At 63.0% G+C, this 26,500-nt stretch carries 20 protein-coding genes; 5 read left to right on the top strand and 15 right to left on the bottom strand.

Features of this window, described 5'->3' with window-relative positions:
• Positions 1-17 precede the first annotated feature (17 nt).
• The 3 genes from ACEW7X_RS00100 (at position 18) to ACEW7X_RS00090 (ending at position 1,739) form a co-directional block, all read left to right on the top strand.
• Positions 18-440: a DUF4878 domain-containing protein gene (locus ACEW7X_RS00100; RefSeq protein WP_068373601.1), complete on the top strand. Its 423-nt coding sequence runs from the start codon at positions 18-20 to the stop codon at positions 438-440.
• 224 nt (positions 441-664) lie between these two features.
• Positions 665-1,063 carry a DUF4878 domain-containing protein gene (locus ACEW7X_RS00095; RefSeq protein WP_068373598.1) on the top strand — a complete coding sequence of 133 codons (399 nt, stop codon included), beginning with the start codon at positions 665-667 and terminating at the stop codon, positions 1,061-1,063.
• Between the two features lie 4 nt (positions 1,064-1,067).
• Positions 1,068-1,739 carry a YiiX/YebB-like N1pC/P60 family cysteine hydrolase gene (locus tag ACEW7X_RS00090; protein ID WP_068373595.1) on the top strand — a complete coding sequence of 224 codons (672 nt, stop codon included), beginning with the start codon at positions 1,068-1,070 and terminating at the stop codon, positions 1,737-1,739.
• Between the two features lie 88 nt (positions 1,740-1,827).
• Here the strand turns inward: ACEW7X_RS00090 and ACEW7X_RS00085 are convergent, their stop codons facing one another.
• The 7 genes from ACEW7X_RS00085 to mdlC form a co-directional block, all read right to left on the bottom strand.
• Entirely contained in the window at positions 1,828-2,949 is a 1,122-nt protein-coding gene (locus ACEW7X_RS00085) for an alpha-hydroxy-acid oxidizing protein (RefSeq protein ID WP_253101053.1), read from the bottom strand.
• The gene (locus ACEW7X_RS00080) at positions 2,946-3,992 is read right to left on the bottom strand and encodes a TRAP transporter substrate-binding protein (protein ID WP_068373589.1); all 1,047 of its coding nucleotides are present in this window, start codon (positions 3,990-3,992) and stop codon (positions 2,946-2,948) included. Before ACEW7X_RS00080 ends, ACEW7X_RS00085 begins: the two co-directional genes overlap by 4 nt.
• Before the next feature lie 110 nt (positions 3,993-4,102).
• Positions 4,103-5,155: a TRAP transporter substrate-binding protein gene (locus ACEW7X_RS00075; RefSeq protein ID WP_068373585.1), complete on the bottom strand. Its 1,053-nt coding sequence runs from the start codon at positions 5,153-5,155 to the stop codon at positions 4,103-4,105.
• A gap of 53 nt (positions 5,156-5,208) precedes the next feature.
• Entirely contained in the window at positions 5,209-6,537 is a 1,329-nt protein-coding gene (locus ACEW7X_RS00070; RefSeq protein ID WP_068373582.1) for a TRAP transporter large permease, read from the bottom strand.
• Positions 6,534-7,082, bottom strand: a complete 549-nt coding sequence (locus ACEW7X_RS00065; protein WP_068373579.1) for a TRAP transporter small permease — start codon at positions 7,080-7,082, stop codon at positions 6,534-6,536. The genes ACEW7X_RS00070 and ACEW7X_RS00065 overlap by 4 nt, the downstream gene beginning before the upstream one ends.
• A 40-nt stretch (positions 7,083-7,122) precedes the next feature.
• Complete coding sequence (locus ACEW7X_RS00060; protein ID WP_420177461.1) at positions 7,123-8,064, bottom strand: ketopantoate reductase family protein; 942 nt, start codon at positions 8,062-8,064, stop codon at positions 7,123-7,125.
• Between the two features lie 72 nt (positions 8,065-8,136).
• The gene (gene mdlC, locus ACEW7X_RS00055; protein WP_068373751.1) at positions 8,137-9,750 is read right to left on the bottom strand and encodes a benzoylformate decarboxylase; all 1,614 of its coding nucleotides are present in this window, start codon (positions 9,748-9,750) and stop codon (positions 8,137-8,139) included.
• 66 nt (positions 9,751-9,816) lie between these two features.
• Between mdlC and ACEW7X_RS00050 the strand changes: the two genes are divergently transcribed.
• Positions 9,817-10,791 (top strand): LysR family transcriptional regulator, encoded by a 975-nt coding sequence (locus tag ACEW7X_RS00050; RefSeq protein ID WP_068373574.1) that lies wholly within the window; start codon positions 9,817-9,819, stop codon positions 10,789-10,791.
• Positions 10,792-11,255: 464 nt separating this feature from the next.
• Positions 11,256-13,307: a DUF4139 domain-containing protein gene (locus ACEW7X_RS00045; protein WP_253601538.1), complete on the top strand. Its 2,052-nt coding sequence runs from the start codon at positions 11,256-11,258 to the stop codon at positions 13,305-13,307.
• Between the two features lie 117 nt (positions 13,308-13,424).
• Here the strand turns inward: ACEW7X_RS00045 and ACEW7X_RS00040 are convergent, their stop codons facing one another.
• The 8 genes from ACEW7X_RS00040 to dnaA all read right to left on the bottom strand — a co-directional run bounded on the left by ACEW7X_RS00040 (position 13,425) and on the right by dnaA (position 26,500).
• Complete coding sequence (locus tag ACEW7X_RS00040; RefSeq protein ID WP_068373568.1) at positions 13,425-13,616, bottom strand: heavy-metal-associated domain-containing protein; 192 nt, start codon at positions 13,614-13,616, stop codon at positions 13,425-13,427.
• Positions 13,617-13,816: 200 nt separating this feature from the next.
• Positions 13,817-14,053, bottom strand: coding sequence for a glycine zipper 2TM domain-containing protein (locus ACEW7X_RS00035; RefSeq protein ID WP_068373566.1), 237 nt, complete (start codon positions 14,051-14,053; stop codon positions 13,817-13,819).
• 182 nt (positions 14,054-14,235) lie between these two features.
• The gene (locus ACEW7X_RS00030) at positions 14,236-17,118 is read right to left on the bottom strand and encodes a WG repeat-containing protein (protein WP_420177460.1); all 2,883 of its coding nucleotides are present in this window, start codon (positions 17,116-17,118) and stop codon (positions 14,236-14,238) included.
• A 76-nt stretch (positions 17,119-17,194) separates the two neighbouring features.
• Positions 17,195-20,359, bottom strand: a complete 3,165-nt coding sequence (locus ACEW7X_RS00025) for a WG repeat-containing protein (protein ID WP_420177459.1) — start codon at positions 20,357-20,359, stop codon at positions 17,195-17,197.
• Positions 20,360-20,440: 81 nt separating this feature from the next.
• Positions 20,441-21,172, bottom strand: a complete 732-nt coding sequence (locus tag ACEW7X_RS00020) for a GNAT family N-acetyltransferase (protein ID WP_068373558.1) — start codon at positions 21,170-21,172, stop codon at positions 20,441-20,443.
• 254 nt (positions 21,173-21,426) lie between these two features.
• Positions 21,427-23,880: a DNA topoisomerase (ATP-hydrolyzing) subunit B gene (gene gyrB / locus ACEW7X_RS00015; protein WP_068373555.1), complete on the bottom strand. Its 2,454-nt coding sequence runs from the start codon at positions 23,878-23,880 to the stop codon at positions 21,427-21,429.
• A 101-nt stretch (positions 23,881-23,981) separates the two neighbouring features.
• Positions 23,982-25,091 carry a DNA polymerase III subunit beta gene (gene dnaN / locus ACEW7X_RS00010; RefSeq protein ID WP_068373552.1) on the bottom strand — a complete coding sequence of 370 codons (1,110 nt, stop codon included), beginning with the start codon at positions 25,089-25,091 and terminating at the stop codon, positions 23,982-23,984.
• A gap of 2 nt (positions 25,092-25,093) precedes the next feature.
• Complete coding sequence (gene dnaA / locus ACEW7X_RS00005; protein WP_068373549.1) at positions 25,094-26,500, bottom strand: chromosomal replication initiator protein DnaA; 1,407 nt, start codon at positions 26,498-26,500, stop codon at positions 25,094-25,096.

Raw genomic sequence — 26,500 nt, 5'->3', positions numbered from 1 at the left:
ACGCTTCAGGAGAAACCATGCATCCCATCCGCCTGACTGCCTGCCTGATGGTCATGCTCGCCACCTTGCTGTCGGCTTGCATGACATACTCCAACAACACGCCCAACGGCACGGTCCAGTTGTTTTATCAAGCCATCGCCGATGGCAATACCGCCTTGGCGCTGGAGCAGGTCATCCACCCCGGGGACTCCACGGAACGCAATAAGCAACGTGCCGCCATTGAGGAAATGCACACCGGCATACAAGCCAACCAGGGTCTGGAAAACGTGCGTATCCTGCAAAGCAGGCTGACACACCAGGGCACACAAGCCAACGTCCAGGCGGAACTCGTCTTCAAGAACGGCAAGACCAGCCTCGAGGACATGCGGCTCCATGAACAGAACCACGTTTGGAAAATTCTCCTCTGGGAAAAATCACCCTCACGTTCCGCCACACAGTAGCAAGGTCCGGCAGGCCGTTCATGCCTGTGCTGGCGAAGTACGCTCCCCGCCGCCCCCTGTAGCGACTTGATACCTTGCCGCATACGTACGAAGGTACTCATAAACCTACAATACCTTGCCCCGGCCTGCCCTGAAACGCAGGCCGGGCGCCCGTTGCGCCACGCGACGCTACAATGGGCCGCACCAAAAATAAATCTCATTCATGATTTCACAGGATTTCCGTCATGCTTCGTTCACGCCTGTCTGCATTCTTTGCCCTGTTCTTCGCCCTCATGTTGGCCGCCTGCTCCGGCGGCAAGCCTGAATCCGTCGTTGAAACCTTCTACAAGGCTGCGGCCAAGGGTGACGTGGAACTGGCCACCAAGCAAATCGCCCTGGCCGAAGTGCCCGCCTCCGAAATGACCATGGCCAAGGGCAAGATCCAGATGATCGTCGGTGAAATGCAACAGCGCGTTGCTGCCAATGACGGCCTGGATAAGGTAGAAATCGTCGAAGTCCAGATCGACGAAGCCAACAACACCGCCGTCGTGCGTACCAAGCTGGTATTCGGCAACGGCAAGGACTCCACGTCCAACAACAACCTGGTCAAGGAAGGCGGCGATTGGAAGATCAGCCTGAAGTAAGTCGGTGACGGCCCGCACGTCGACCACCCGGATCGCCCGCCTGTGCCTTGCATGGGCGGGCGCATTGTTGTCTGCTGCCGCACTGGCGGGCGGCAGCAGCGCCTTGCCGCCTGACGCCCGCGCTGGCGACCTGATTTTCCGTGAAGGCACCGAACCCGTCAGCGACGCTGTCATGACGGTGGACGGCGGCGGCTTCAGCCACGTTGGCATGCTGCTGGGTGAACCCGGCAACTGGCAAGTGCTGCATGCCACGCCCTCAGAAGTCCCGGGACGCCCAGACGGTGTCGTCATCGACCCGCTGGAATTCTTTACCGACCCCAAGCTGTCCCGCCGCCATGTCGTGTATCACGTGGACGGCACGGATGCCAGGCAACGCGCCCAGGCTGTAGCAGCCGCCCGTGCCGGGCTGGGCAAACCGTTCCGGATCGCCGACCCGGCCGGCACCTATTGCACCACCCTGGTGTGGCAGGCCTGGCAGGATGCCGGGCTGGACCTGGAAGTCGAATTCACGCCGTTGGCCATCCCGCTGATGCAGGGCCAGTACCTGCTGCCCGGGCGATTGGCGGCATCGCCGCACCTGCGCCCGCTGGCTGACGCACCGGTGACGGCAGATACGGGCGCCGCGCCTGCGCTGGCAACCTTCGTCCCCTCAACCCAGGCAGTTACCAGCCACTGAGGCGCACCCTGCCGGGCTGGGCACATTGCCAGCCCGCGTCATCAGGCTGCCCCTGGGTCTGGCAACCCAACCAGGCACCCAGGCCGCATCAGCCACGTGCTGCCACGAAACCTTTATCCAGCGCCGCCGTACTCTCGCATCCAAGATGAGTCAGGGTGCCCAGGTACTCGTCGCGCAGTATCTGCAAGGCTTCGAATGCGCCTGCCTCGCCGCCGCTGGCCAGGCCATAGAGCACGGCTCGGCCCAGCAGGACGCCGCTGGCGCCCAGCGCCACGGCCTTCGCCAGGTGCGAGCCGCGCCGCACACCGCCATCTACCATGACTTCGCAGCCTTGCAGGTCCATGCCCTGCAAGGCTGCCAAAGCTTCCATGCCCGTCCACGCACTGTCGAGCTGGCGCCCGCCATGGTTGGAAAGCACGACGGCATCCACCCCCACGGCGCGGCAGCGCAGCACATCCTGAGGGTCCAGCACCCCCTTGACGATCAACTTCCGGGGCCAGGCCTGGCGCACGGCATCCAGCGCCTCCCAGGAAAACCCGGCATCCATGGAACGCCGCAGCAGGGCGGCGCGGGCTTGAGGCGATTGCGCTTCCGGCGTCTGGAAATTGCCCAGTGCCGGCATGCCATGGCGCAGATAGTTCCACGTCCAGCCCGGATGCATCAGGCCATCGAGCACCATGGCCGGGGTATAGCGAGGCGGCATGCGAAAGCCATTGCGCACGTCGCGCTCGCGCTTGCCGTTGGCCACCACGTCCACCGTCACCGCCAGGCACTCGTAATCCGCCTCGCGGGCGCGCTGCACCAGGGACAGCGCCAGTGTCTGTTCAACCACATAAAGCTGGAACCAGAGCCGTCCCTGCGCCTGCCGCGCCACGTCTTCCAGGGAAGCGTTGGAGGCGGTGGAGAGCATAAAGGGAATGCCGGCGCGCTGCGCCGCGCGCGCCAGGGCGATATCGCCGCCCGGCCACAGCAGGCCGTTGAGTCCGGTCGGCGCGACGGCCGCCGGAAACTCCGCCGGCCCCCCAAGCAAGCGGGTATCCAGGCGCATGGCACGCAAGTCGGTCAACCGGCTGGGCACGAAGCGCCAGCCGGAAAACGACGCCAGATTATCCGCCAGGGTCTGCTCGTCCTCGGCACCGCCATCCACATAATCAAAGATGGCGCGGGGCAGGCGTCGCCTGGCCTTTTCCCTCAATGCGGCGATATTCATTGCCGTTCTGCCTCATAGCGTTCAACCAGTTCGCGGGCCTGGCGCAGCAGCGCCGGGCCATCGCCTCCCTTGGCGGCAACTTCCTTGAACCAGGTTTCCTGCACCGGTTCGGTGGCCGCCACCCAGCGTTCATACTCAGCCTGGGGCAAATGATAGATTTCACCGCCTGCGGCGACAATCTGGTCGCGATAGACCCCGCTGAGATCGTCGAAGGCCGTCCGGCCGGCCCAGCCGGACGCTTCCAGGCCGCTATTGGCATCGATGACCGCCTTCAGGTCGTCCGGCAGGCTGTCGTATTTGGCCGGGTTCATCCCGAACAGGAAAATGGTGTTGGACAGGCGGGGCTGGCCTTCGGGCACGTCTACATGGTACTTCGCCAGTTCCTGCAGGCGGATCGCCGGCGCACTTTCCCAGGGCACAAGAATGCCATCGATGACCTTCTTGGCCATGGATTCCGGCACCGCCGCCATCGGCATCTGCACCGGCGTCGCCCCCAGCGCTTCAATGCTGCGCGAATTCAGCCGGGTCGGCGCACGCAACTTGAGCGATTGTAGATCTTCGAGCTTCTGCGGCTTGCGGCCATCGGCAAAGTGCAGCAGTGCGCCTTCATGCAAGTGCAGGAAAACCGGTCGTACACCCTTGAACTCGTCAGTGGCGTTGTCCTGCACGTAAGTCCACAGCGCCTTGCTGCTGGCCTCTGCCGAACGCGTCACCCAGGGCAGTTCGAACACTTCGGATTTGGTATAGCGGCCTGAAGCATAGGTTGCGGTCGTCCAGATGACATCCACCACGCCGTCGCGCACCTGATCGATCAATTGCGCGGGCGTGCCGCCCAGCTGCATCGCCGGGTAAATCTGGCATTGCAGACGGTTGGCGGATTCTTCGCGGATCTTTGCGCACCACGGTTCAATCAGATTCTTCTGTGCGCTGGACGTCGATGGCAGGGGGTGCTGCACACGCAGCGTGATGGGCTTGTCTGCTGCCTGAACAACGCCTGCGGCCAGCAGGGCGGGGAACAGCAACGCCAGGGTTGAAATACGCATTCTTGTCTCCTCGGCCTGTCTCCAGGCATGTATTTTTTATTTGGTTTTCCTGCACGGCGCCGGCAGGCATCACTGCCAGCGCCGTTGATTGCCAGCCGCCGTCAAGCTGCCTACTGCTGGCCTGCCGCCGGGGCCTTCGCATACTCCGCCACCAGGGCGCGCGCGGCTTCGTACAGCTGCTGTCCGTCAGCGCCCTTGGCCGCGACTTCCTTCTTCCATTCATCGACGATGGGCGCGGTAGCCTCAACCCAGCGCTGGTACTCTTCCGGCGTGATGTGATAGATCGTGCCGCCATAGCCGATCGCTTCGTCCTGGAAGCGCTGGAGCTGCTCGTCGAAACCGGCGCGGCCGGCCCAGCCTGATGCCTCCAGGCCGCTGTTGGCATCGATGACCGCCTTCAGGTCATCCGGCAGGCTGTCGTACTTCGCCTGGTTCATGCCAAACAGAAAGGTGGTATTCGACATGCGCGGCATGCCTTCCGGAACATCCAGGTGCCACTTGGCAATTTCGCTCAGCTTGATGGCGGGCATACCTTCCCATGGCACGGTGGCGCCATCGATCACCCCCTTGGCCACCGATTCCGGCACCTGCGGCAACGGCATTTGCACCGGCACCGCGCCCAACAGGCCGATCATGGTGGAATTGATGCGGGTAGGAACACGCACCTTCAGGCCCTTGAGTTCCTCCAGGGTCTTGGGTTCCTTGCCGGCAAAGTGCAGCAGGGTGCCGTCATGCAGGTGAACGAACAGGGGTTTGACACCCTTGTATTCGTCCTGGGCATACTCATCGACATAGCGCCAGAATGCCTTGCTGCCGGCTTCGGCGTTATCAGTGATCCAGGGCAGCTCGAAGACTTCGGTCTTGGTGAAACGGCCCGAGGCGTAAGTCGGGATCGCCCACACGATATCCACCACGCCGTCGCGAGCCTGGTCGAAGAACTGCGCGGGCGTGCCGCCCAACTGCGCGGCCGGGTAGATCTGGCAGCGCATGCGCTGCTGTGACTGCTCCTCGATACGCTTGCACCAGGGCTCGATGATGTTTACCTGGGCATTGGAATTCGCAGCCAGGAAGTGATGCACGCGCAACACAACGGGCTTGGCAGCAGCGGCCGGCAGTGCGGTCGCCAGCGCGGCGGCGGCAAGCAGGCAATGCAAGGTCTTCATGGTAGGTCTCCTCTGTGAATAATTTTTTTCCGTCTCATCGTGCCCGGCACCGGCTAGCCGCTCATGCCATGCACCAGGGCCAGGGTAATGCCAGGCACCGCAGCCAGCAGGATGATGCGCAACAAGTCAGTCATCAGGAACGGCATGACGCCCCGATAGGTTTCCATCAGCGATACGCCCTTGGCCATACGGTTGACAATGAATACGTTCATGCCTACGGGTGGCGTCACCAGCCCGATCTCGACCACCATCAGGGCCAGTATCCCGAACCAGATGGACTTGTCCGCGTCAGGCATGCCGAAATCCAGACCCATGATGATGGGATAGAAAATAGGCACGGTCAGCAGGATCATCGCCAGCGAATCCATGACGCAACCCAGCACCACGTAGATCAACAGGATCATGGCCAGTACCACCCAGGGCTGGGCGCCGCTGCTCAATACCCAATCGGCCAGCTCGGCCGGCATCTGCGACAGCGCCAGCGCCGTATTGAGCACATCGGCCCCCAGCAATACCAGCAGGATCATGGCTGAACCGGATGCGGTGCCCAGCACGCAGTGCAACAGCCCGCGCCAGCGCAAGCCACCCAGCAACACGGCCAGGATGCCGCAGGCGCCGGCGCCGATGGCCGCCGCTTCGGTAGGCGTCGCCCAACCGCCATAGATGCCGACGATCACCACCAGGAAAACCAGGGCCACCGGCAACACGTCCAGCAGCGCGCGCAGGCGGCTGGTCCAGGGTACGCGCGGACCGGCCGGGCCGATTTCAGGGCGGCGATAGACTTGCAGCAGAATGACCAGGAAATAGCCAGCCAATGCCACCACGGCTGGCATGACACTGGCAACGAATAGCTTGCCTATGGATTCCTGGGTCAGGATGGCGTAGATGATCAGCGGCACCGAAGGCGGGATCAGGATGCCCAGCGTGCCGCCGGCGGCAAGCGTACCGGTGGCGAAACCGCCGTCGTAGCCGTAGCGGCGCAGTTCAGGCAGGGCCACCTGGCTCATGGTGGCAGCCGTCGCCACCGAAGACCCGCAGATTGCGCCGAAACCGGTGCTCGCGCCCAGTGCCGCCATGGCCATGCCGCCACGCCGGTGCCCGATGAAGGCAGCCACACAGCTGAACAGATTCCGGCTCAGGCCGCCATGAATGGCGAACTGCCCCATCAGCAGGAACAGCGGAATCACGACCAGATCGTAGTTGGACAGCCTGGCGAACGGAATCGACTTCAGCATGTTGAGCCAGGGCAGCGTATTCCAGTCGAGCAGGTACACATAGCCGACCGAACCGCCAATGAACATGGCAACGCCGATAGGGATACGCAGGCCCATCAACAGGAACACGCCCGCGAAAATCCACATGCCTATGCTGATACCGCTCATTTTCCTTCCCCTTGCGACGACAGGCAGGCGGACAGGTTACGGCCCGCCAGATACAACCCGGACAACGCCAGCAACGCAAAACCCGGCACCATGGCGGCCTGGAACCAGCCCACCGGCCAGGCCAGGATGGCCGAGGTTTCGCCAGATTCCAGCGTGGACGCCGCGCCCGCGCCTATGCGCCAGGCCAGGATCGCGCCAAACGCCGCCACCGCCAGCGAGCCCAGGGTTTCAAGCAGGTGTATCCAGCGGCGCGGCAGCGCAGCGGTGAAGAGGTCCACCTTCAGGTCGCCATGGATCAGATGGCAATAGGCAAAGAAATTCGCGGCCGCAGCCGCCGCTACCAGTTGCAGGATTTCCATGTCGCCCGGCACCGGTGCGGAAAACAGTTTGCGCCCGACGATGGAGATCACCGATACAACCACCAGCACCACGAACAGCAACCCGCCGATCGCCGCCGCCAGCTTGCACACCCAAAGCAGCGCCTTGCCAGCCCTGCCCATTTCGACAGCAACGCCGCTGTCGTCGTCCACCATGGTTTCAGCCATGCCTGTCTCCTCTGTTTTTATTTTTCAGCACCGGCGAAGATCAGGCCTGTGCCTTCTCCGCCTGCAGGATGCCGTGCTGGTCAGCCAGCCGCACCAGTGTCCACAGGGTTTCATTGCGAGGCACGGGGATATCGAGCTTGCGCGCCACTCGGCAGACCGCGCCGTTGATCGCGTCGATTTCCGTGGGGCGGCCCGCCAGGCGGTCCTGCAGCATGGATGGCTGGTGCCCCGTGTGGTGGGCCATGGCATGGTCCATCAGGGCCGCCACGCGCGGTTCGTTGACGGCCACTCCCTGCGCCCGCGCCACGGCCAGTACCTCGGCGGCCGTATCGTGTACCAGCGCCACGCCTTCGGGCAGTGCGGCCAGGCCATCCACCGGGCAGCCCGTCAGCGCACACATGCTGTTCATGGCGGCATTGAAGGCCACTTTTTCCCAAATATCCACCAGCACGTCCGGCGTCACGCTGCAATCCAGGCCAGCGCCGCGCATGGCTTCCGCCAGGGCTTCCAGCTCCGCACTGGCATGGCCGTCCGCCATCATGCAGCGCACATAGCCGCGCCCGTGCGAGCGCACCACGCCCGGCGCGGCCACATCGGCGGGCACGGTCGTCATGCCATGCGCGACGCGGCCGGCATCAGCGGCCTGCGCCAGCTTTTCGGCGTTGCCCAGGCCATTCTGCAAACTGAGCAGGTGCGTCTGCGGTCCGATCAAGTGACGGACACCGGCCAGCGCGGCCTCGGTATGCAGGGATTTGGTAAACACCAGGAGCCAATCAGGGGCGCCGCTGGCCTGCTCGGGACGCATAATGGGCAGACGGACGGTGCGTCTGCCGCTGCCAGTTTCCAGCACCAGACCGTCGGTCTGGATGGCCTGGATACGGGATTCATCGACGTCCAGCAACACGACCTCATGGCCGGCCTCGGCCAGTTGCCCGCCGAACAGCGCGCCCATGGCACCGGCGCCCAATATGGTTATTTTCATTTTTGTCTTCCCATTTTTGTCTTCCTCTCCTCGCTCCCGGCAGCAGGGCGGTATGACTACCGCCCGCCAGGCCTACTTCACCACGATTTCCAGCAAGTTCGGTCCTTCAGCCGAGAGCAGGCCGGGCAGGGCCTGCTCCAGCGCTTCTGCGGTTTCGACACGGCTGGCCTGCGTCAGGCCCTGGCCTTGCGCCAGGCGCACGAAATCCAGGTCGGGCAAATCGGTACCCTCGGGCTTCACGCCCGGCGGATAGGCAAATACCGGCGCGAAGTCCTGCAACGCGGCATAGCGGCGGTTATTGAGAATGATGAAGCTGATCGGCAGCTGCAACTGTGCAGCGGTCCAAAGCGCCTGGATCGAGTACATGCTGGAGCCGTCCCCAATCAGGGCAATCACACGGTCATTGCGGCCCGCCTTGCGCTGCGCCAGCGCCACGCCGACGCTGGCTGGCATGCTGTAGCCCAGGCCGCCGCTGGCCATGGTGTAAAAGCTATTGGCGCCCGACATGGGCAAATAACGCTGGATCAGGCTGCGGGCGCCGGGCGCTTCCTCAACCACCGCAATGCCTTGCGGCCGCACGCGGTCCAGGGCCTGCAGGGCATAGGCGGTGGACAGCGGCAAGCTGGGCTCGACTGCCGGTGCGGACGGGAAGGGGGCCGGCACGCTGCGGGCGGGAGGCGCCGAGCGGGCCAGCAGGGCGTCCAGTGCCAGATCCAGGCTGGAGACAATCGCATTGCCCAGCGGCGTCCAGGCCGATACGTCGGGATTGTCCACTACCTGCCACAACGCGGCGCCTTCCGGCACGTGCGGGCCGTTGCCTTCCACGTGGTAGCTGAACGCCGGGGCGCCCAGTACCAGCACCAGATCGGCCCCATCGAGGCGTTCGACGATCTGTTCGCGGATGGCCGGCAGAAACCCGGCAAACAACGGGTGGCGCTCAGGGAAGCTGCAACGCGCGGACATCGGCGCCACATAGACTTGCGCCTGATGGCGCTCGGCCAGTGACACCAGCTTTTCCACCGCACGGTCCCTGTCCACGCCTGCGCCCACGACGATCTTCACACAGCGTGCGGCGTCCAGGGCCTGTGCCAGGCGGTCGATGTCTCCCTCGACCGGCGCGCGCGAAGGCGATACATGCCGCGGCGGCACCCATTCGGAGGGCAGGTCCCAATCATCGGCCGGCACCGACACCAGCACCGGGCCACGTGGCGCCTGCATGGCGATACGATAGGCGCGCGCCATGGCCCAGGGCACATCCTCGCCCCGGGCCGGTTCACACGCCCATTTCACATACGGCTGCGGCAATAGCGTCGGTTGCGTGGAACCCAGGAAGGGATCAAAGGGCAACATGGAACGGGCCTGCTGCCCCACGGTGATCACCATGGGCGTCTGGTTGCGGAATGCAGTGAAGATATTGCCCATGGCATGGCCGACACCGACAGCCGAATGCAGGTTGACCAGCGCCGCATTGCCGCTGGCCTGGGCATAGCCATCCGCCATGCCGACCACCACGGATTCCTGCAAGCCCAGGACATAACGGAAATCCTCGGGGAAATCCCGGAACATCGCCAGCTCGGTGGAACCGGGATTACCGAATACAGTGTCTATGCCGAATTCGCGGAACAGGCGAAACACCGCATCACGGACCGTGGGACGCGGGGAATCGGGGGATGAATGGCTGTGCATGGCAATCAGTCGCTCCATAGGTTGATTGAAGCCAGTCTAGGCAACAGATACTTATTGCTCAATAACATGAGACTAATATCTAATATTGGTATGCCCAATATCAACGACATAGACCTGAACCTGCTGCGCGTCTTCGACGCCATTTACCGCACACGCAGCGTCAGCCGCGCAGCCCTGCAGCTAGGCCTGTCGCAACCCTCCACCAGTCAGGCGCTCACTCGTCTGCGCTTGCTGCTGCGCGACCCGCTGTTCGAACGCATCAGCGGCGGCGTCCGACCGACGGAACGCGCCAACCGGCTGGCACAATCGGTACAAAGCGGCCTGGCACTGCTGGAAGCCGCCGTCCGCGACGGCGAAAGCTTTGATCCGGCATCCTCCACCGAATGCCTGAACCTGCACCTGACCGATATCGGCGAGGCCCGTTTCCTGCCTTCCATCATGGCCAGCCTGCACCGGCATGCGCCAGGAATGCGCGTCGAAGCCCGGACGTATCCACAGGCCAGCATCACCGAAGCGCTGGATGACGGACGCCTGCATTTCGCACTCGGCTTCCTGCCCGAGGTATCTGGCACCGAGACCCAGGACTTCCTGGTAGACCGCTATCGCCTGTTGCTGCGCCGCAATCACCCGCTGTGCAACGTGTGCCACAGCCCGGCCGACTGGCAGGAACGCCTGCCCAACCTGGAATTCGTCGCCGTCCGGTCACATACGGAAACCCTGCGCATCCTCCAGGTCCTAAAGCTTACCCACCGGGTAAGGCTGATGGCCTCGAACTTCCTGGCGCTGCCCGGCATCATGCGCAATACCGATCTGGCCGTCATCATGCCGCACGAAATCGCCCGTGCCCTGTCGGAATACGATCACTGCGCCATCATCGATCCGAAACTGCCCTTGCGGCATTTCAATGTCGCCCTGCACTGGAGCCGCCGCCACGCCCACAAACCCATGCTGGCCTGGGCCCGCCATCTGCTGCTGAACATGGAATTGACGCCCTCGAACTCGGCGCGCCAGCGCAACGGCGCCGACGCCAGGGAGCCATGATGCCGGTACCGGGCCGAAACGCCTTCGTTACCGGTGAAATGCCAGTGCATAAGCTGTGAATCGATGGTGCACAAGCCATCGATCCCGGCGGCATTGCATTTCTGTCCACTTTTCATCCTTGCTCCGTACAAAAACTGTGCACAGCAAAAATACACGGCAATCGATTGACGGATAAGGGTTTTCCCGGAAACAGGGACTTACCCACAGGGCTTATCCATTACCAGTCTTTATATATATAAAAGATATAAACACACTGAAAAAAAACCGTTGGGTCCGTCCGGCGGTTTTCCCCCAGGCATTGATGTACCCGGTCTCCCTGCTTTTGTTACCGGCCTTCTGATTCCCGGACACAGACGTTGCAAGCCCTTACTCATCGTTGATATCCATCGGTGGTAATGTCTAGCGGTTTTCAGCGTTGCCTGCCGTCTTGCTTGACGGATATCGCTCAAATGGAGCCCTAAGCCATGATCAAACCCGCGCACCCTGTTGCCTCCGGTGCTGGCACCGCACCCATGACCGCCCAGCCGTCCACCTGGACAAGAAGCGTCTGGCTGGTGCTGCTGGCAACCTTCTGCACGGCAGGCGTCCATGCGCAGGAACAAGGCAGCGTGACCGATGGCATCCACGCCATTACCCTGTCTTCTGGCGGCGTTGCCGAAATACAGCGCCGGATTCCGGTCGATGAGCAAGGCCGTGCCAGCATGGAAGTCCCCCTGTCGCAGGTCAATGACATCCTGAAAAGCCTGCTGGTCAAGGATAGCCAGGGCGGTTTGTCCAGTATTGCGCTCGACGGCCTGAGCGCCAGCGAGGAAACATTCCGTTCCTTGCCCTTCAGCGCGGACGATCTGAGTTCCATTCCACGCCTGGCTGCGGCCTTGCAAGGCATTCCGGTGCAGGCGACGTCTGGTGGACGCAGTGTGGAAGGCACAGTGCTGGGCGTGGCCACCGAACCTGCTGATTCGGGGGATGATTCCCGGCGGCAACAGGAATACCTGCTGTCGGTCCTGGACAGCCGCGGGCAGGTGCAAAGCCTGAAACTCGGTGCAGACAGCGTCCTGGCGGTTCAGGATGACAAGGTGCGAGCGCAACTGCAGCAGGTCAGCCAGGTCATGGCGCGGCAGAAACTGGACGATAACCGAACGCTTTCCCTGGCGCTGAAACCTGGTCAGGCACGCGTTATCGATCTGTCCTATGTGGTGGCCGCGCCTGTTTGGAAAACCTCGTACCGCCTGCAATCGGACGGTGGCAAACAGGCACGCCTGCAAGGATGGGCCATTCTTGAAAATGCCACCGGAGAAGACTGGAAGCAAGTCCAGGTGACGCTGACTTCCGGAGCGCCGGTGGTGCTGAGCCAGCGCCTGCACGAGCAGTACTGGAATCAACGGCCTGACGTGCCGGTCATGGTTGGCGCCAGCGACAGGCCGGTTGTGGATAACCTGGCAGTCCGCCCGTTTGAAGCCATGGCGACAATGGGCTCGCCGGTATCAGCCAGCGCAAAGCGCCGCGCCGCGCCACCCATGCCTGCCCCGATCGCCATGGAGGCCATGGGGTCGCAGGCCGATGAGGCTCAGGCACAGGAAAGCCTGAGCCATGTCAGTTTCACTTTGCCCGGCAAGGTCGATGCATCCAAAGGCGCTTCGCTGGTGTTGCCTTTGCTGGATGCACCCATTCCGGCCGAAATGCTGGCCATCTACCGGCCGGGTAACCTGCACCCCATCAGCGGCCTGGAACTGAAAAACGAGACGAAATCAACATTGCCGCCCGGCCTGGTGACGGTCTATGACCCGCAGGGCGCCCATGCTGGCGACGCAGAACTTGCAGGCATTCCCGCAGGGGAAAGCCGCTTGCTGCTGTTTGCCGAGGACCGCAAGGTCACTGTGCGCACCGATAGCCAGCCGGAAGAGAAAATCGCGTCCGTCACGCTGGACAATGGCGTCCTGACGGCGCGCCATATTGATCGCCAGCTCACCCGCTATGAAATACAGGGCGCCAGCGACGGTTCCCGCACTGTCTTGATCGAACATCCGCGCCTGGCCGGCTGGACCGTGTCTTCGCCTGCGCTGGCCGGCCAGACCGCGGCCAACTATCGCTTGAAGGCCGATCTGGCGGCCGGTGCAAGCAAAACGGTGGAAGTAACGGCTGAGCGCGCATGGGCCGAACAGCTGGCGTTGCTGAATGCCGACACGGACACCTTGCTGGCCTGGTCGGGCCGCGTTCCTGATGCCGCGACGGCGGCGCGCCTGAAGAAGCTGGCCGAGATGCGCCAGCAGTGGCATGCGGCGCAGGCCGAAGAACAGGAAATCCTGGCGGCGCGGGAAGAAGCCGTCGCCAACCAAGGCCGCATCCGGGAGAACCTCGCTGCCGTGCCGGCAGATAGCACCCTGGGGCAGCGTTATGCCGCCATGCTGTCGGAACAGGAGGATGGCATTGCCGGGCTGGATGGCAAGCTGGCGGACATCCGCAAGCAGGTCCTGACCCTGCGGGATGCCTTCCAGTCCGCCTTGCGCGGGGCCTGAGGAAAAGATCCCAGGGGAGAAGAATGCAGCAGTTAGCCGCTGCCATCCCCTCCCTGGGCCCTAAATGCCCCGCCAGGCGTCGATCAGTGAATCCCGAAGGGGGTTGGATGCCTGGGATTATTGCGCCGGATAGCCGGCGTTTTCGAGCGCCGTGCGCAATTCGGCCTCGCTGGCGGTACTTTCCACGCTGACGCGCTTGCTGGCTGGGTCTGCCTCGACCACGGCCCTGGGGTCCACGGCCTTGATCGCTGCGGTGATGGCGGTCGCGCAGCCGCCGCATTTCATGCGCGGAACCTGGAACTCTTGCATGGCAATACTCCTTGGATGAATGCGGCGCGCCGCCGCATGGTGAGGCACGGGTATCCGTGATGCTTGAAATGATGAACCTTCCCATCATGGAAAGGTCAAGCGTGCTGCACCGGAAATGAAAACACCCGCACGGACAAGGCCCGTGCGGGTGTGACAGCACCGGCATGACGCCGGGCTTTGGCTATGGCGGCCTTTGCCGCCTATTTCTTGTCGTTGTGCTTGCCGACCTGGTCGCCGACCACGCCGCCGATGGCTGCGCCGCCCACTGTTCCCAGCAGTCCGCCATCACTGATAACAGCGCCCGCAGCGCCACCGATGGCCGCGCCGCCTACGGCACTTTTCTGCCGGCTGCTCATGCCATCCCAGGTTGAACATGCCGCCAGCGATCCCATCAGCAAGACGACGGCGCCCAAGCGAAACATACCTTTACGGATCATGTCGTTCTCCTTGAACGGTCTACAACAATCATCGTTTCCAGTATGTCAGATTCTCCGCTTTCAGGTTGTTAAACACAACGAGTACTTGTTTCAGCTGTCTCCAGGACGCATAGCGGCCCGACAGGCCATGCGGGAAGTTTTCCACAGGCGGTTGTGGAAAACTTCCCGGCCAGGACCATCGTTCAATAACAATAAGACAAACTCTGCTCGGCCGGCCAGATCGCCTTGCCTGCGGCATTGCGCAATATCCGCATGCCGCATTCGTCGGCCACCCAGGCCAGCGGGCGTCCCGAGGTATCGAGCAGGTACGACGCCTGCGCCGTGGACGCCACCGCCCGACCATCCTGGAACCGGCTGACGGCCAGATAAGCAGGAGGAATGCGGTAGGTACTCTGGTTGTCCACATAACCGGCATGCTTGCCATCCGGCCCCATGGCGCCGGCCAGCCCGTCGTGCAGCATGCCGAGCATATGATGTGCTTCCCCGACAGGCTGACCGGTTTTGTCCAGCCAGCGGTAAGCGCCGTCCTTGTTGGCAGTGATGATGCGCTCGCCGTCGAAGCCCAGTGCATGGCCCTTGACGGTCGCGACGATCTTGCCATTGGCGTCGGCAAAACGCGTGACAGGTTCGCGCTCTTCGTCATACCCCAGGCCGGCGAGATAACGCGAGCCGGGCAGCCATTGCCAGTTGCTGTCTCCCAGGCTGGCCACTTGTTTGCCGGAGGCATCCAGCAATTCACTGCCTTCATTCGTGCGGCGCATGACGCGCTGGTCACGCACCTGGCTCAGGAAGACCGGTGCGGGCGGCACGACCCAGTTGCCCTTGCCATCCAGCACGCCGGCTTCGGCGTCGCGGCGGACTTCCAGCCAGTCACCGATCTGGCTGATATCGGCGGCTCCCGCACGAAAAGCCGATCCATCCGGGCCAACGATCCACGAGTCCAGGCTATTGCCCACCATGGCATAGCCATTGCCGTATTCCTGAACCTGCAAGGAGCGCAGCGGCGGCGTCAATATTTTGCCGGCCCGGCTGACGACAACCGCAGGCCAGTCATAGCTGTAGTTTTTGTCGTCGGTTCTGCGCCGCAGCAGCCAATAACCGGAACGTTCGCGGGCGACTTCGTCATATTCGGGTTGGACGGCCCAATTGCCTTGCTCGTTGATCAGGCCCCATACACCTTCGGCGCTGCGGGCGGGCGCCAGCCCATCCTGGAAATTGCCGATTTCCAGGAACTGCGGCGCAACCAACTGGCGATAGTAGGGAATTTCGTCCAGCCCCCACAGCGAGCCTTCCGCAGCTTCCATGACGATCGCCATGCGATTGGGGCCGACGATACGTACGTCGAAATAATCCGGCAGTTCCAGGCGCTTGCCATCGGCTTGCACCAGATATGCCACACCCTTGGCGTAGCCCAGCGCATAGCCGTGGCGGAAGGGGGCAATATGCTGCAAGGGTTCCATTTGCACTGGATTGCCCTGCGCATCCAGCATGACCATGCCGTTTTCGCTGACGGCGGCAAAGCGGAGATCCTCGATGTTCTCCAGCGTCTCCAGGTCTGCTTCTTCATGCAGCAGGATGACTTCCGTCCAGTCAGGGTGACGCACGGCCCTGCCATCGTTCAGCACCAGTCCGGCACCGCCTTCCTCACAATGGCAATAGCCGGTCGTGAGGATCGCCAGTGGCGCGTTTTCCATGGTCAGCGGCAGCAGGCGGTAGCTGCTGTTCGCCAGCGTTTCGCGCGCCGTGTCGTTCAACAACCGCCTGCCTTGCTTATCGATGATGTTGAGTACCCGCTGCTGTTCACCGAAAAGCCATAGCCTATCCGCCTGTACATCGACCTCGCGGACCTGGGACAGGGGGTCTGAGCTGGCGATTTTCTGCAATTGGCCGGCAGGCGTCACGATGCCGGCCAGCGTCTCGTTTTCATCGTAGAAAAGCAGGTAATCACCATAGGTTTCCCTGGGCTGCCAGCTAACAGGCAATACCAGTGGTTCCTGCCCACCCGTGGGATAAGCGGTAAGCGTGTCGGCTGTCCGATATAGCAGCACCTTGCCTGCGAAAGTCAGATTGCTCAGGGCAAGCTGCGCAATGCTTGGCAGCAGTACCTTGCCCTGGGCATTGAGCAACTGGTAGCTGGGGTTGCTGCCAAAGGTGTCCTCTGTTGTTTCCGGCAAGGCCAGCCAGAAGTTGTCACGCAGGGTTTCCAAGTGGCGATAGCGCTCGCTGCCAGCCTTGCCGGTCTGGCTATCGAGAAAATACCAAGCCTCGCCCTTGCGGACAGCACCCACGCCATCCGGCAGCGCCGCGATGATCTCGTCGTATTCCGGACGCAGCACCCAGCGCCAGTCGGCATCCAGCAAGCCCTGGTGCTCGCCATCGCTGGTTGCGACATAGAAAGGCCCATTGCCCAGCTGCGCCAGTACGCGCTGGTTTCCGTCGACGTAGCGGCGCACGCCTGTCGCGGAGAGATACTCGCGCCGGTAGCCGATAATGGCGCGCGTCGGGCTGCCGCCATCGAGTTCGATGGTAGACACATTGCGGCCCAGTCCGGAGGGCGTCACGCTCGCGCCGCTGGCGTCTATCAGGCCAGTACGGCCGTTTGCCTGCACCATGGCCACGCCAGCCAGGCTGAAGTTGCCAGCCTGTTCCCACTGGGGCAATAGCGCCCATTGGCCGCTTTTATCGATATAGCCCCACAGGCCATTTTCCTTGACGGCGGCCAGGCCATGGCGAAATGGCCGGGCTTCCTCGTACCGGGGTTCGATGGCCAGCTTGCCTTGCGCATCGATATAGCCCCAGCGGTGGCCCACCAGGCTATCGGCCGCACCCGCATCGTTGTAGACATCCCGCTGAGCGGGAACATACAGAATGACCGCCGCCAGGCCTTCGCTCAGGTCCTGGATGCAACGGTTTTCACCGGCAATCTGGTCCAGGTCTGCGCGCTGGATGTAGACATTCTGCGGCCCAGGGCGCACGCACGATGCCGGGGTGTCCTGTTGCGCCTGGGCCGGCGTGGCGCCCAACGCGAGCAGCAGGAAAGTAGCGAGGGGAATCCGGTATGACATGGTCTGTGATCTCAGTCTGGCGTGTTGCCGCCTGGCGGCGGCACACCGCAATTTTCAGCCGGTGGCGGGCCTGCGGTCAGGATGCGACGGCAGGGGCTGCAGGAACAGGGACCGCAGCCGGAATGGGTATGGGTTCCTGCGGTGGCACATCCCCGCTTGCAGGCTCTGCTGCCCCTTCCTTTTCGAGGCACTGCAATTTATCGGCAGCCGGCCAAAGCACGCGGTCATCTGGCGCAATCACTGCAACATGGCGGCAGAGGATGCCGATATAGGCAATGACAGCACCGCTGGTGTCTATGTACTGCACCAGGCGGTCACGCAGCACTAATGCCCGGCCTTCGCTGAAGTCAGTGGCCCAGGTAAATTCCGGCAGGATGGCATAGCGGCCGCTATGGTCGATATAGCCGAAGGCCTTGCCGGCCCTGTCCCTGCGCAAGGCCACGGCACGGCCGTCTTTCATGGCACCAAGCGTATCGAAATAAGCGCCGATGACACGCTTGCCATTGGCATCCAGGAAGCCGTACTTGCTGTTTCCACGCTCGCTGTAGGGCAGCAGGCCTTCGGATGCCTGGTCGGCTTCGAGGCTGTAGGGGCCTTCGACGCGAGTGATTTCCTTGCCGTTGCGGTCAAGCAGCAGGCTCTGTCCTTCGCGGTCGTATTGCACGAAGCGGTCCATGCCATTCAGCGGCCGCGCATCGCCCAGGGCGGGCAGGACGTGCCGTCCCTGCTCGTCGAACAACACACCCTTGCCAGTGCCGACAGCGCGGGCAAGGCCCGAGGGCCGGACGAAGAACGGGTTGAATTCGGACAGGGCAGGCTTGATGCGCCAATTGCCGCGAGCGTCGATGGCTCCCTGGCGGTAGTCGCCACGCGCCAGCAGCCAGGTCTTGTCGCTCCCGCCCGTCAGATTATGGGTGGAGCGATCGGGCAATACGGTGACTTTCCCGGTGGCCGTATCGAGAATACCGACGGCATTGTCGTCGGCCAGCGTCACCTGGAACTGCCCTGGGCCCAGGGCACGAACTTCCCGGCTCAGCAGTGGCCCGACCTGGCGGCCATCCGGACGGTAGAGGCGCTGCAGTGAAGAATCGCCTTCCTCGCTGACCAGCAGCAGCCCGCCGGGCTGCTGCTGCACGGAAGGGGAATACTGCCGGGAAGGGGGCACGACCCACTGGCCGCGCAGGTTCAGCAAGCCCCATTTGCCTTTCTGCTGTGCGCTGGCATAGCCGTCGGTGAACGGCTGCAATTCCTGGAAACCTTCGGGGCTGACGTCGCGCCCTGCAGCAATGTCCCAGAGGAACATGCGTTCCTGGCCGCCGCTGCTTTCGGCGCGGTAGGTCACCAGCCCGTGGTCGACGCGGGCCAGGCCTTCGGCCACCTTGGTGGGCAACTCGATACGGCGGCCCGTCAGGTCGATCACCACGGCACGGCGCCAGCCCTGCCTGCTGTCGTCAGGCAACGCACGGGCATACCCGCCCTGGAACGCTTCGATATCACGGTACTCCGGCGGTACCAGCCAATTCCCCTGCGCATCCACGGCACCTGTGTGCTGGTTTTGCAAACTCACGAGCAAGGGGCCGCCTTCGTCGTATGCCTGCACATCACGCCAGTCCGCAGCGCTCACGATCTCACCGCCAGCCGTGAGGATGGCTGGCGTCAGCGGGCTGTCGTACTTCCTGGGCTTGAGAATGGCCAGGGGCCAGTGGGAGCGGTCTGCACCGAGCGAACGCTGGCGGGTATCGGCCAGGATACGGACCGAGTAGGCATCCAGTTGCGCCCGGGTGACGGGCTGGCGGATGATGGCTGCCGGCCCGGCGCTTTCCGGCTGGCCGGGGCTGGCATCGGTTGCATTGGCCGTAGCCACCGGCGCAGCCTCCCCGGTGGTTCCGGATTGCGCCAGCGCGAGCAACGCCCGGCCTTGCCGGTCATAGAGTTGCGCCAGCACGCCGGATTCGCCCAGGCCGTAACTGGCGTCGCCATCAGGGCTGTCGCTGAAGACCCAGATACGGTCGTCGAAGACACGAACGGAACGATGGGCCAGCGGCAGCGTGACTGCCGGCTGGCCATCGTTGAGGATATGAATCTCCTTGCCATCGCTGACCACTGCGAAATCCCAATCGGGCTCGCGCTGCACATGTAAATCGCGGCCGTCCCAGCGGCCCAGCGTTTCCAGGTCGGGGCCCAGCAGCTCGCTGCCCTGTTCATGGACGGCCAACCAGTAGCCGGGCGCGAGGATATCCAGCTTGGCATAGAGGGTGTCCTTGAGGACATTACCCTGCAGGTCAGCCAGTTGCCACTGGTAGCCGGCGGCCCGGCTGACCGCGACGTACTGGCCATCGGATACCGGCGCCAGCAAGGATTTCAGTACATCCGGCGTCGCCAGCCAGCTGCCGTCCAGCTTCAGCAGGCCCCACTTGCCCTGGTAGTCCGCCTGCCGGGCCTGTGCTGCCAGCCATTGCGTGCTGGTCCAGGTGTCACGGGAATAGCTGGTTTCAAGGGCGCCGACGGAATCCGGCGCGGTCAACAGTTTTCCCGACGCAATATTCCAGGCCAGCGGTGCAGACTCCTGTTCCGCCATGGCCAGTGTCTGCCCCGGGCGAAAGCCCCGGCTGCGTGTTCCCAGCGGAAAGGTCTTGATGGTCTTGCCTGCCCGGTCTATCAGCAAGACGCGGCCATTGGTCTCGACGATGGCCGTGCCCTCGGCGTTGAAGCCGGTCGCGCTTTCGTATTCTGGCGCGATGACCCAGGCCCCGGTGTTGTCGATATAACCCCACTTGTCATCCTGCGCCGCCGCTGCCAGGCCGTTCTGGAACGACGCGGCATCTTCGAAGGCCGGTGCAATGGCCAGCTCGCCCGCGGCATTCAGGTACCCCCAGGCAGGCCGATGTTCATCCAGATTCCCCAGTTGCACAGCGGCCAGCCCTTCGGCGTAGGGGCGGTAGCAATAGTTGGCTTCCCCTGCGCGGGTGCAGCCTGCATACCAACGGCCATCGGCATGTGCGGCACTGCTCCCGCCTATTCCTAGCCACAGGCAGGCGGCCAGCCATGCGGCGGGCCTGAGAATGGCAGACAATCGCCGGCCGGGCGCAAAGGGAAGAGCGGAAGGGGCGGGAATTCGGGTCGTCATAGCGTACAGCCGCCAGGCGGTAGAGAGTGCGCCCAGGCGAGATGGGCGCCGTGCGCTCACGCACATCGCCACGGCGCTCTCGGCGTCGGAATAGAAGAAGACTCGTCCCAACACGGGGGCGCTGCCCGTGACGGATCGAGGAAGATGTAAAAGTACCCGTTCACACTATGGCAACCGGGACTTTTTACCTATAAGTTACATTTCTGCAGCGGTGCCTTCCCCAGCCAAGCGCAAGGCTTCCAGCGAACGCCGCTGGCGGCCGTCGGCATCGAAATTGGCGGGGGCCAGCCAGGCCTGGAACGCCCGGGACAGCAGTGGCCATTCTCCATCCAGGACGGAAAACCAGGCGGTGTCCCGGCTACGCCCGCGCTGCACCACAGCCTGCCGGAAAATGCCTTCGAAGGTAAAGCCCAGGCGCAACGCGGCAGCGCGGGACGGCTGATTCAGCGTATTGCACTTCCATTCGTAACGCCGGTAGCCCAGGTCGTCGAACACATGGCGCATCAGCAGATACTGCGCTTCGGTGGCGGCGCGGGTGCGGCGCAATGCTGGGGAATAGGTCACCGAACCAACCTCGATCACCCCATTGGCCGGGTCCATGCGCATCAGCGCAACACTACCCAGCGCCTGGCCGCTGGCAAGATCGACAATGGCATAGTAGCGTTCGGTGACCGCATCGGCCAGGCGTTGCAACCAGGCGTGGACATCCGCGGGGGCGCTGGGCGGATCCGCCGGCAGGTAAGTCCAGGCGCCCGGCCCGGCAGCGGCATAGGCTTGCGACAGGCTTTCGGCGTGGCGTCCGGCATCGACAGGCTCCAGCCGGCAATATTGTCCTTCCAGCACTTTCCCTGCCGGCAGGGGGCGGGGCTGCCAACCAGGAAGTTCTCGGCCCAGCGGCTGGCCCTGTTCGTTAAGCACTGCTGTCATGTCTGGTGTCCTTTCTGATGGCATGGAGGAATTCCTCCATGATCATAAACGCAGCCCAGGTGCCTTGAGGGGGGCGGCCACCATGCCAGTCCATATGCCTGCCTTATGTCCGGCAGGCGCATCCATCACAGCCAAATGAAACCCCCTTGAGACCAGGCATCTCAAGGGGGTGTGAAATTTGCAGCGGCTGCGTCGGGACGTATCCGCGAGCGACCCGAAGACGGGCCCGGCAGAACACCGGCCCCGCCCGGGAATCAGATGTCGATGTTCCCGGCCATCAGCGCGTGCTTCTCGATGAAGTCGCGACGCGGTTCGACGTTGTCGCCCATCAGGGTGGTGAAGATTTCGTCCGCAGCGATGGCGTCTTCGATTTCCACGCGCAGCAGGCGGCGTACCGTCGGGTCCATGGTCGTTTCCCACAGTTGCTCGGGATTCATTTCCCCCAGGCCCTTGTAGCGCTGCTTGCTCAGGCCGCGCTCGGCTTCTGAACGCAGCCACTGCATGACGTCGCGGAAATCGTCGACAGGCGCTTCCTTGCGTTTTTCGCCCGTGCCGCGCGCAATCACACCACCGTCGCCCACCAGGCCCAGGAAGGTCTGGCCGGCACGGGCCAGCGCTGCATAATCGCTTCCTGCCAGGAAATCGCCATCCAGCACGCTGACGCGCACGTTGCCATGGTGGCGGCGCAGCACCTGCAGGCGCGAGCGGCCGCTGTCTGCATCCTTGTCGGCCACGACCGACACCGCTTCCGGATCACGCGGATCCAGCAAGGCTTCCTGCAAGCGCTGTGCCGAAGCCTGGGCCTGGGCTTCATCCGCCAGGTTGATGCTCACGCCTTCGGCGATGGCCGACAACGTGGCTTCGTCGAAGCGGCGCGACAGGCGGGCGATGACGGTATCGGCCAGCACGTATTGGTTGGCCAGGTTTTCCAGTGCCGCACCGGTAATGGGGGCGGCGCCTGCAGCAGGAATCAGCTCGGCATCGCGCAGCGCCAGTTGCAGCATGAACTGGGCTTCCTCGATATCGTCCTTCAGGTAGCGCTCGTCACGGCCAACCTTCACCTTGTAGAGCGGCGGCTGGGCGATGTAGACGTGGCCGCGCGCCACCAGCTCGGGCATCTGGCGGTAGAACAGCGTCAGCAGCAGCGTGCGGATGTGCGCGCCGTCCACGTCCGCGTCCGTCATGATGATGATGCGGTGGTAGCGCAGCTTGTCGATATTGAAATCGGGGCCGATGCTGGTACCCAGCGCAGTGATCAGCGTAGCGATCTGTTCGCTGGCGATCAGGCGATCGAAGCGCGCCTTTTCCACGTTCAGCACCTTGCCGCGCAGCGGCAGCACGGCCTGGAACTTGCGGTCGCGGCCCTGTTTGGCCGAGCCGCCTGCGGAGTCACCCTCCACCAGGTAGAGTTCGCACAGCGAGGGGTCTTTTTCCTGGCAATCGGCCAGTTTGCCGGGCAGGCCGGCACCTTCCAGCACGCTCTTGCGGCGCGTCATTTCGCGCGCCTTGCGAGCCGCTTCGCGGGCGCGGGCGGCTTCGATGATCTTGCCGCACAGCGCCTTGGCATCGGCCGGATGCTCCAGCAGCCAGGTTTCCAGCTCCCGTGCCACGGCATCTTCCACGGCAGGACGCACTTCGCTGGAGACCAGCTTGTCCTTGGTCTGGCTGCTGAACTTGGGTTCGGGCACCTTCACCGACAGCACGCAGGCCAGGCCTTCACGCATGTCGTCGCCGGACGTATCGACCTTGGCCTTCTTGGCCAGCTCGTTATCGGCGATGTATTTGTTGATGACGCGCGTCATCGCGGCGCGCAGGCCGGTCAGGTGCGAACCGCCATCACGCTGCGGAATGTTATTGGTGAAGCACAGCACGGTCTCGGTGTAGCTGTCGTTCCATTGCATGGCGACATCCACGCCGACCAGCGTGCCACCGGCTGCCGACTCCGTGGACACGGCGAACACCGTCGGGTGCAGCACCGTCTTGCTGCGGTTGATGTACTGCACGAAACCCTGCACCCCACCCGAGAAGGCAAAGTTTTCTTCCTTGCCCTGGCGCTCATCCACCAGGCGGATCTTCACGCCGTTATTCAGGAACGACAGCTCGCGCAGGCGGCGCGACAGGATCTCGTAGGTGTACTCGATGTTATTGAAGATTTCCTTGTCGGCCAGGTAGCGTACCGTCGTGCCGCGCTGGTCGGTATCACCGACCACGGCCAGCGGGGCCACGCGTTCGCCACGGCGGAATTCGATTTCGTGGCGCTTGCCGTCGCGGCAGATCGTCAGGCGCAGCCACTCGGACAAGGCATTCACGCAGGACACGCCGACACCGTGCAGGCCGCCAGACACCTTATAGGAGTTCTGGTCGAACTTGCCGCCGGCGTGCAGCTCGGTCATGACGATTTCAGCAGCGCTGCGGCCGTATTCGTCGTCCTTGTGGATATCCGTCGGGATGCCGCGACCGTTATCGGACACGGAAATCGAGTTGTCCGAATGAATGGTGACGACGATGTCATCGCAATAGCCCGCCAGTGCTTCGTCGATGGCGTTGTCCACCACCTCGAACACCATATGGTGCAAGCCTGTGCCGTCGGAGGTATCGCCGATATACATGCCCGGGCGCTTGCGCACGGCCTCCAGGCCTTTGAGCATCTTGATCGAGTCGGAACCGTAGCCGGCGTTGTTGGCGGAATTCTGCTGTTGATCTGACATAGTCTCGAATACAAGGAAATTGCAACCGGCGAGTGCTCGCCGGCCAGGGCGCAGGGCAGGGGAACGCGCAGCGCCTCATGGGCGCGCTGTTCCTGTCGCGCCTAGATGCGCATGGGCATGACGACGTACTTGAACTGCTCGTCGTCAGGCAGCGTGATCAGGGCCGAAGCATTGGAATCCGGCATGACGGACCAGCGCACGGTCTCGGTCTTCACGTTGGACAGCACGTCCAGCAGGTAGGTCACGTTGAAGCCGACGTCCAGCGCTTCATGCGTGTAATCGACGTCCAGTTCTTCCTGGGCCTCTTCCTGCTCGGCGTTGGTGGCCGAAATCTTCAGCAGGTTGTCGCTCAACTGCAGGCGCACACCCTTGAACTTGTCGGTCGTCAGGATAGCGGCACGTTGCAGGCTGCCCAGCAGCAATTCGCGGTTGACCGTGAAGTGGCGCGTGTAGGAGGTGGGGATCACCCGGGTGAAATCGGGGAACTTGCCTTCCACCAGCTTCGATACCAGTTCGATATCGCCAAAGCGGAAGCGGATCTGTCCGGCGGCGACATCCACCTGGACCGGCGTATCGCTGTCATCGAGCAGGCGCTGCATTTCCAGCACCGTCTTGCGCGGCACGATGACTTCCTGGCGTGCCTCGATGCCATCGGCGCCCGTGGCACAGTGCGCCAGGCGGTGACCATCGGTGGCCACGGCGCGCACCTGGCCCGGTTCGAACACCAGCAGCATGCCGTTCAGGTAATAGCGGATGTCTTGCTGGGCCATGGCGAAATGCACCATGTTGAACAGGTGGCGCAGAGTCTTCTGCGGCAGGCTCAGGGACACATCCCACTTTTCCGGCTGCGCCAGCGTGGGGTATTCGGTTGCGGCCAGCGTTTGCAAGGCAAAGCGGCTCTTGGCGGCCTGAACCGTCAGTTTGTTGTCTTTCTGGGTGAAGCGGACTTCATCGCTGCCCGGCAGGGCGCGCAGGATGTCGACCAGCTTGCGTGCGGCTACCGTCGTCGCAGCCGTTTCCGGACCGACGCCGAAATCGGCATGGGTCGTAATCTGCACTTCGAGATCGGTGGCGATGAAGGAGACGCGCTCGCCTTCCTTGCGCAGCAGGATGTTCGCAAGAATGGGCAAAGTGTGGCGGCGCTCGACGATGCCGGCCACCACGGACAGCGGCTTGAGCAGGGTGTCGCGCGATGTCTGGACCAGTTGCATGATCATCCTTTCAGAGTTTGTTCCAATACGTGCAGGGTGTGATTGAGTTCGGCCTGTTTTGTGCGGGCTTCCGAGATTTTACGCACTGCATGCAAGACAGTGGTGTGATCCCGGCCACCGAACAGATCACCGATCTCCGGCAGGCTCTTCTGGGTCAGCTCCTTGGCCAGGTACATCGCAACCTGGCGCGGCATGGCGATATTGGCAGGACGACGCTTGGAATACATGTCTGCCACTTTGATCTTGTAATAATCTGCTACGGTTTTCTGGATATTCTCCACCGTGATTTGTCCGTTGGACACGGACAGCAGATCCTTCAGGGCATCCTTGCAGATTTCCACCGTCAGCACTTCACGACCGTGGAAACGCGCATAGGCAAGCACCTTGCGCAGCGCGCCTTCAAGTTCGCGCACGTTGCTGCGCAGATGCTTGGCAATGAAGAACGCCACTTCCTCGGGCATGCGCATGCCTTCGGTATCGGCCTTGCGCAGCAGGATCGCGACGCGCATTTCCAGTTCCGGCGGTTCGATGGCGACGGTCAGGCCGGAATCGAAACGCGAAATCAGGCGGTCTTCGATGCCGGAGAGTTCCTTCGGATACGTATCGCTGGTAATGATGATCTGCTTGCGCTTGGCCACCATTGCCTCGAAGGCGTAGAAGAACTCTTCCTGCGTGCGGTTCTTGCCGGAGAAGAATTGGATATCGTCGATCAGCAGCAGGTCCAGCGAGTGGTAATAGCGCTTGAACTCGTCAAACGCCTTGCGCTGGTAGGCCTTCACGACGTCCGACACGTATTGGTCGGCATGCACGTAGCGCACCCGCACGCCCGTGCCGGCCTGCACCATGGCATTGCCGATGGCGTGTATCAAGTGGGTCTTGCCCAGGCCAACGCCGCCATACAGGAACAGCGGGTTGTAGGACACCCCCGGGTTCTCTGCAACCTGCAACGCAGCGGCACGCGCCAGCTGGTTGGCCTTACCGGTCACGAAGTTGTCGAAGGTCAGTTCGGTATTGAGGCGCGAGCGCTCATAGGCCGGATCCACCGTCTCCACGCGTGGCGCAGCAGGCGCCGGAGCCGGTGCTGCCGCCGGGGCGGCATGGACGGCTCCCGCAGGCGCAGGTGCACCCGACGATGGCCGTGCGGCCAGGGGCGCGCGTGCCGTATTGGTCGCCAGCTCGAACTGCACCTGCACAGGGCGCTGAAACCAGTCACTGGCCAGGCTTTCAATCTGTGTGGAAAAGTTCTTGCGGACCCAGTCCAGCTTGAAGCGGTTGGGCGCGGCAATACGCAGCAAGGATGTCTCTTCCTCGAACGCGATAGGCGCAAGAGGGCGTATCCATGCACTGATCTGCTGAGGGGGGAGGTCCTGCTCCAAGCGCTGGACACAGGTCTGCCAGAATTCGTTCAT

The organism is Kerstersia gyiorum (assembly GCF_048595715.1).
Lineage (GTDB): Bacteria > Pseudomonadota > Gammaproteobacteria > Burkholderiales > Burkholderiaceae_B > Kerstersia > Kerstersia gyiorum.
The sequence above is the reverse complement of the archived record's forward strand: the minus strand, read 5'-3'. Positions and strand labels throughout refer to the sequence as shown.

What these genes read in the sequence shown, in the direction of transcription:
- ACEW7X_RS00050 (WP_068373574.1), top strand. Translation starts at nt 9,817, where the DNA reads ATGAGACTAATATCTAATATTGGTATGCCCAATATCAACGACATAGAC.
- ACEW7X_RS00030 (WP_420177460.1), bottom strand. Translation starts at nt 17,118, where the DNA reads ATGTCATACCGGATTCCCCTCGCTACTTTCCTGCTGCTCGCGTTGGGC.
- gyrB (WP_068373555.1), bottom strand. Translation starts at nt 23,880, where the DNA reads ATGTCAGATCAACAGCAGAATTCCGCCAACAACGCCGGCTACGGTTCC.
- dnaN (WP_068373552.1), bottom strand. Translation starts at nt 25,091, where the DNA reads ATGCAACTGGTCCAGACATCGCGCGACACCCTGCTCAAGCCGCTGTCC.
- ACEW7X_RS00020 (WP_068373558.1), bottom strand. Translation starts at nt 21,172, where the DNA reads ATGACAGCAGTGCTTAACGAACAGGGCCAGCCGCTGGGCCGAGAACTT.
- ACEW7X_RS00100 (WP_068373601.1), top strand. Translation starts at nt 18, where the DNA reads ATGCATCCCATCCGCCTGACTGCCTGCCTGATGGTCATGCTCGCCACC.
- ACEW7X_RS00045 (WP_253601538.1), top strand. Translation starts at nt 11,256, where the DNA reads ATGATCAAACCCGCGCACCCTGTTGCCTCCGGTGCTGGCACCGCACCC.
- dnaA (WP_068373549.1), bottom strand. Translation starts at nt 26,500, where the DNA reads ATGAACGAATTCTGGCAGACCTGTGTCCAGCGCTTGGAGCAGGACCTC.
- ACEW7X_RS00060 (WP_420177461.1), bottom strand. Translation starts at nt 8,064, where the DNA reads ATGAAAATAACCATATTGGGCGCCGGTGCCATGGGCGCGCTGTTCGGC.
- ACEW7X_RS00080 (WP_068373589.1), bottom strand. Translation starts at nt 3,992, where the DNA reads ATGCGTATTTCAACCCTGGCGTTGCTGTTCCCCGCCCTGCTGGCCGCA.
- ACEW7X_RS00065 (WP_068373579.1), bottom strand. Translation starts at nt 7,082, where the DNA reads ATGGCTGAAACCATGGTGGACGACGACAGCGGCGTTGCTGTCGAAATG.
- ACEW7X_RS00040 (WP_068373568.1), bottom strand. Translation starts at nt 13,616, where the DNA reads ATGCAAGAGTTCCAGGTTCCGCGCATGAAATGCGGCGGCTGCGCGACC.
- ACEW7X_RS00095 (WP_068373598.1), top strand. Translation starts at nt 665, where the DNA reads ATGCTTCGTTCACGCCTGTCTGCATTCTTTGCCCTGTTCTTCGCCCTC.
- ACEW7X_RS00070 (WP_068373582.1), bottom strand. Translation starts at nt 6,537, where the DNA reads ATGAGCGGTATCAGCATAGGCATGTGGATTTTCGCGGGCGTGTTCCTG.
- ACEW7X_RS00075 (WP_068373585.1), bottom strand. Translation starts at nt 5,155, where the DNA reads ATGAAGACCTTGCATTGCCTGCTTGCCGCCGCCGCGCTGGCGACCGCA.
- ACEW7X_RS00035 (WP_068373566.1), bottom strand. Translation starts at nt 14,053, where the DNA reads ATGATCCGTAAAGGTATGTTTCGCTTGGGCGCCGTCGTCTTGCTGATG.
- mdlC (WP_068373751.1), bottom strand. Translation starts at nt 9,750, where the DNA reads ATGCACAGCCATTCATCCCCCGATTCCCCGCGTCCCACGGTCCGTGAT.
- ACEW7X_RS00085 (WP_253101053.1), bottom strand. Translation starts at nt 2,949, where the DNA reads ATGAATATCGCCGCATTGAGGGAAAAGGCCAGGCGACGCCTGCCCCGC.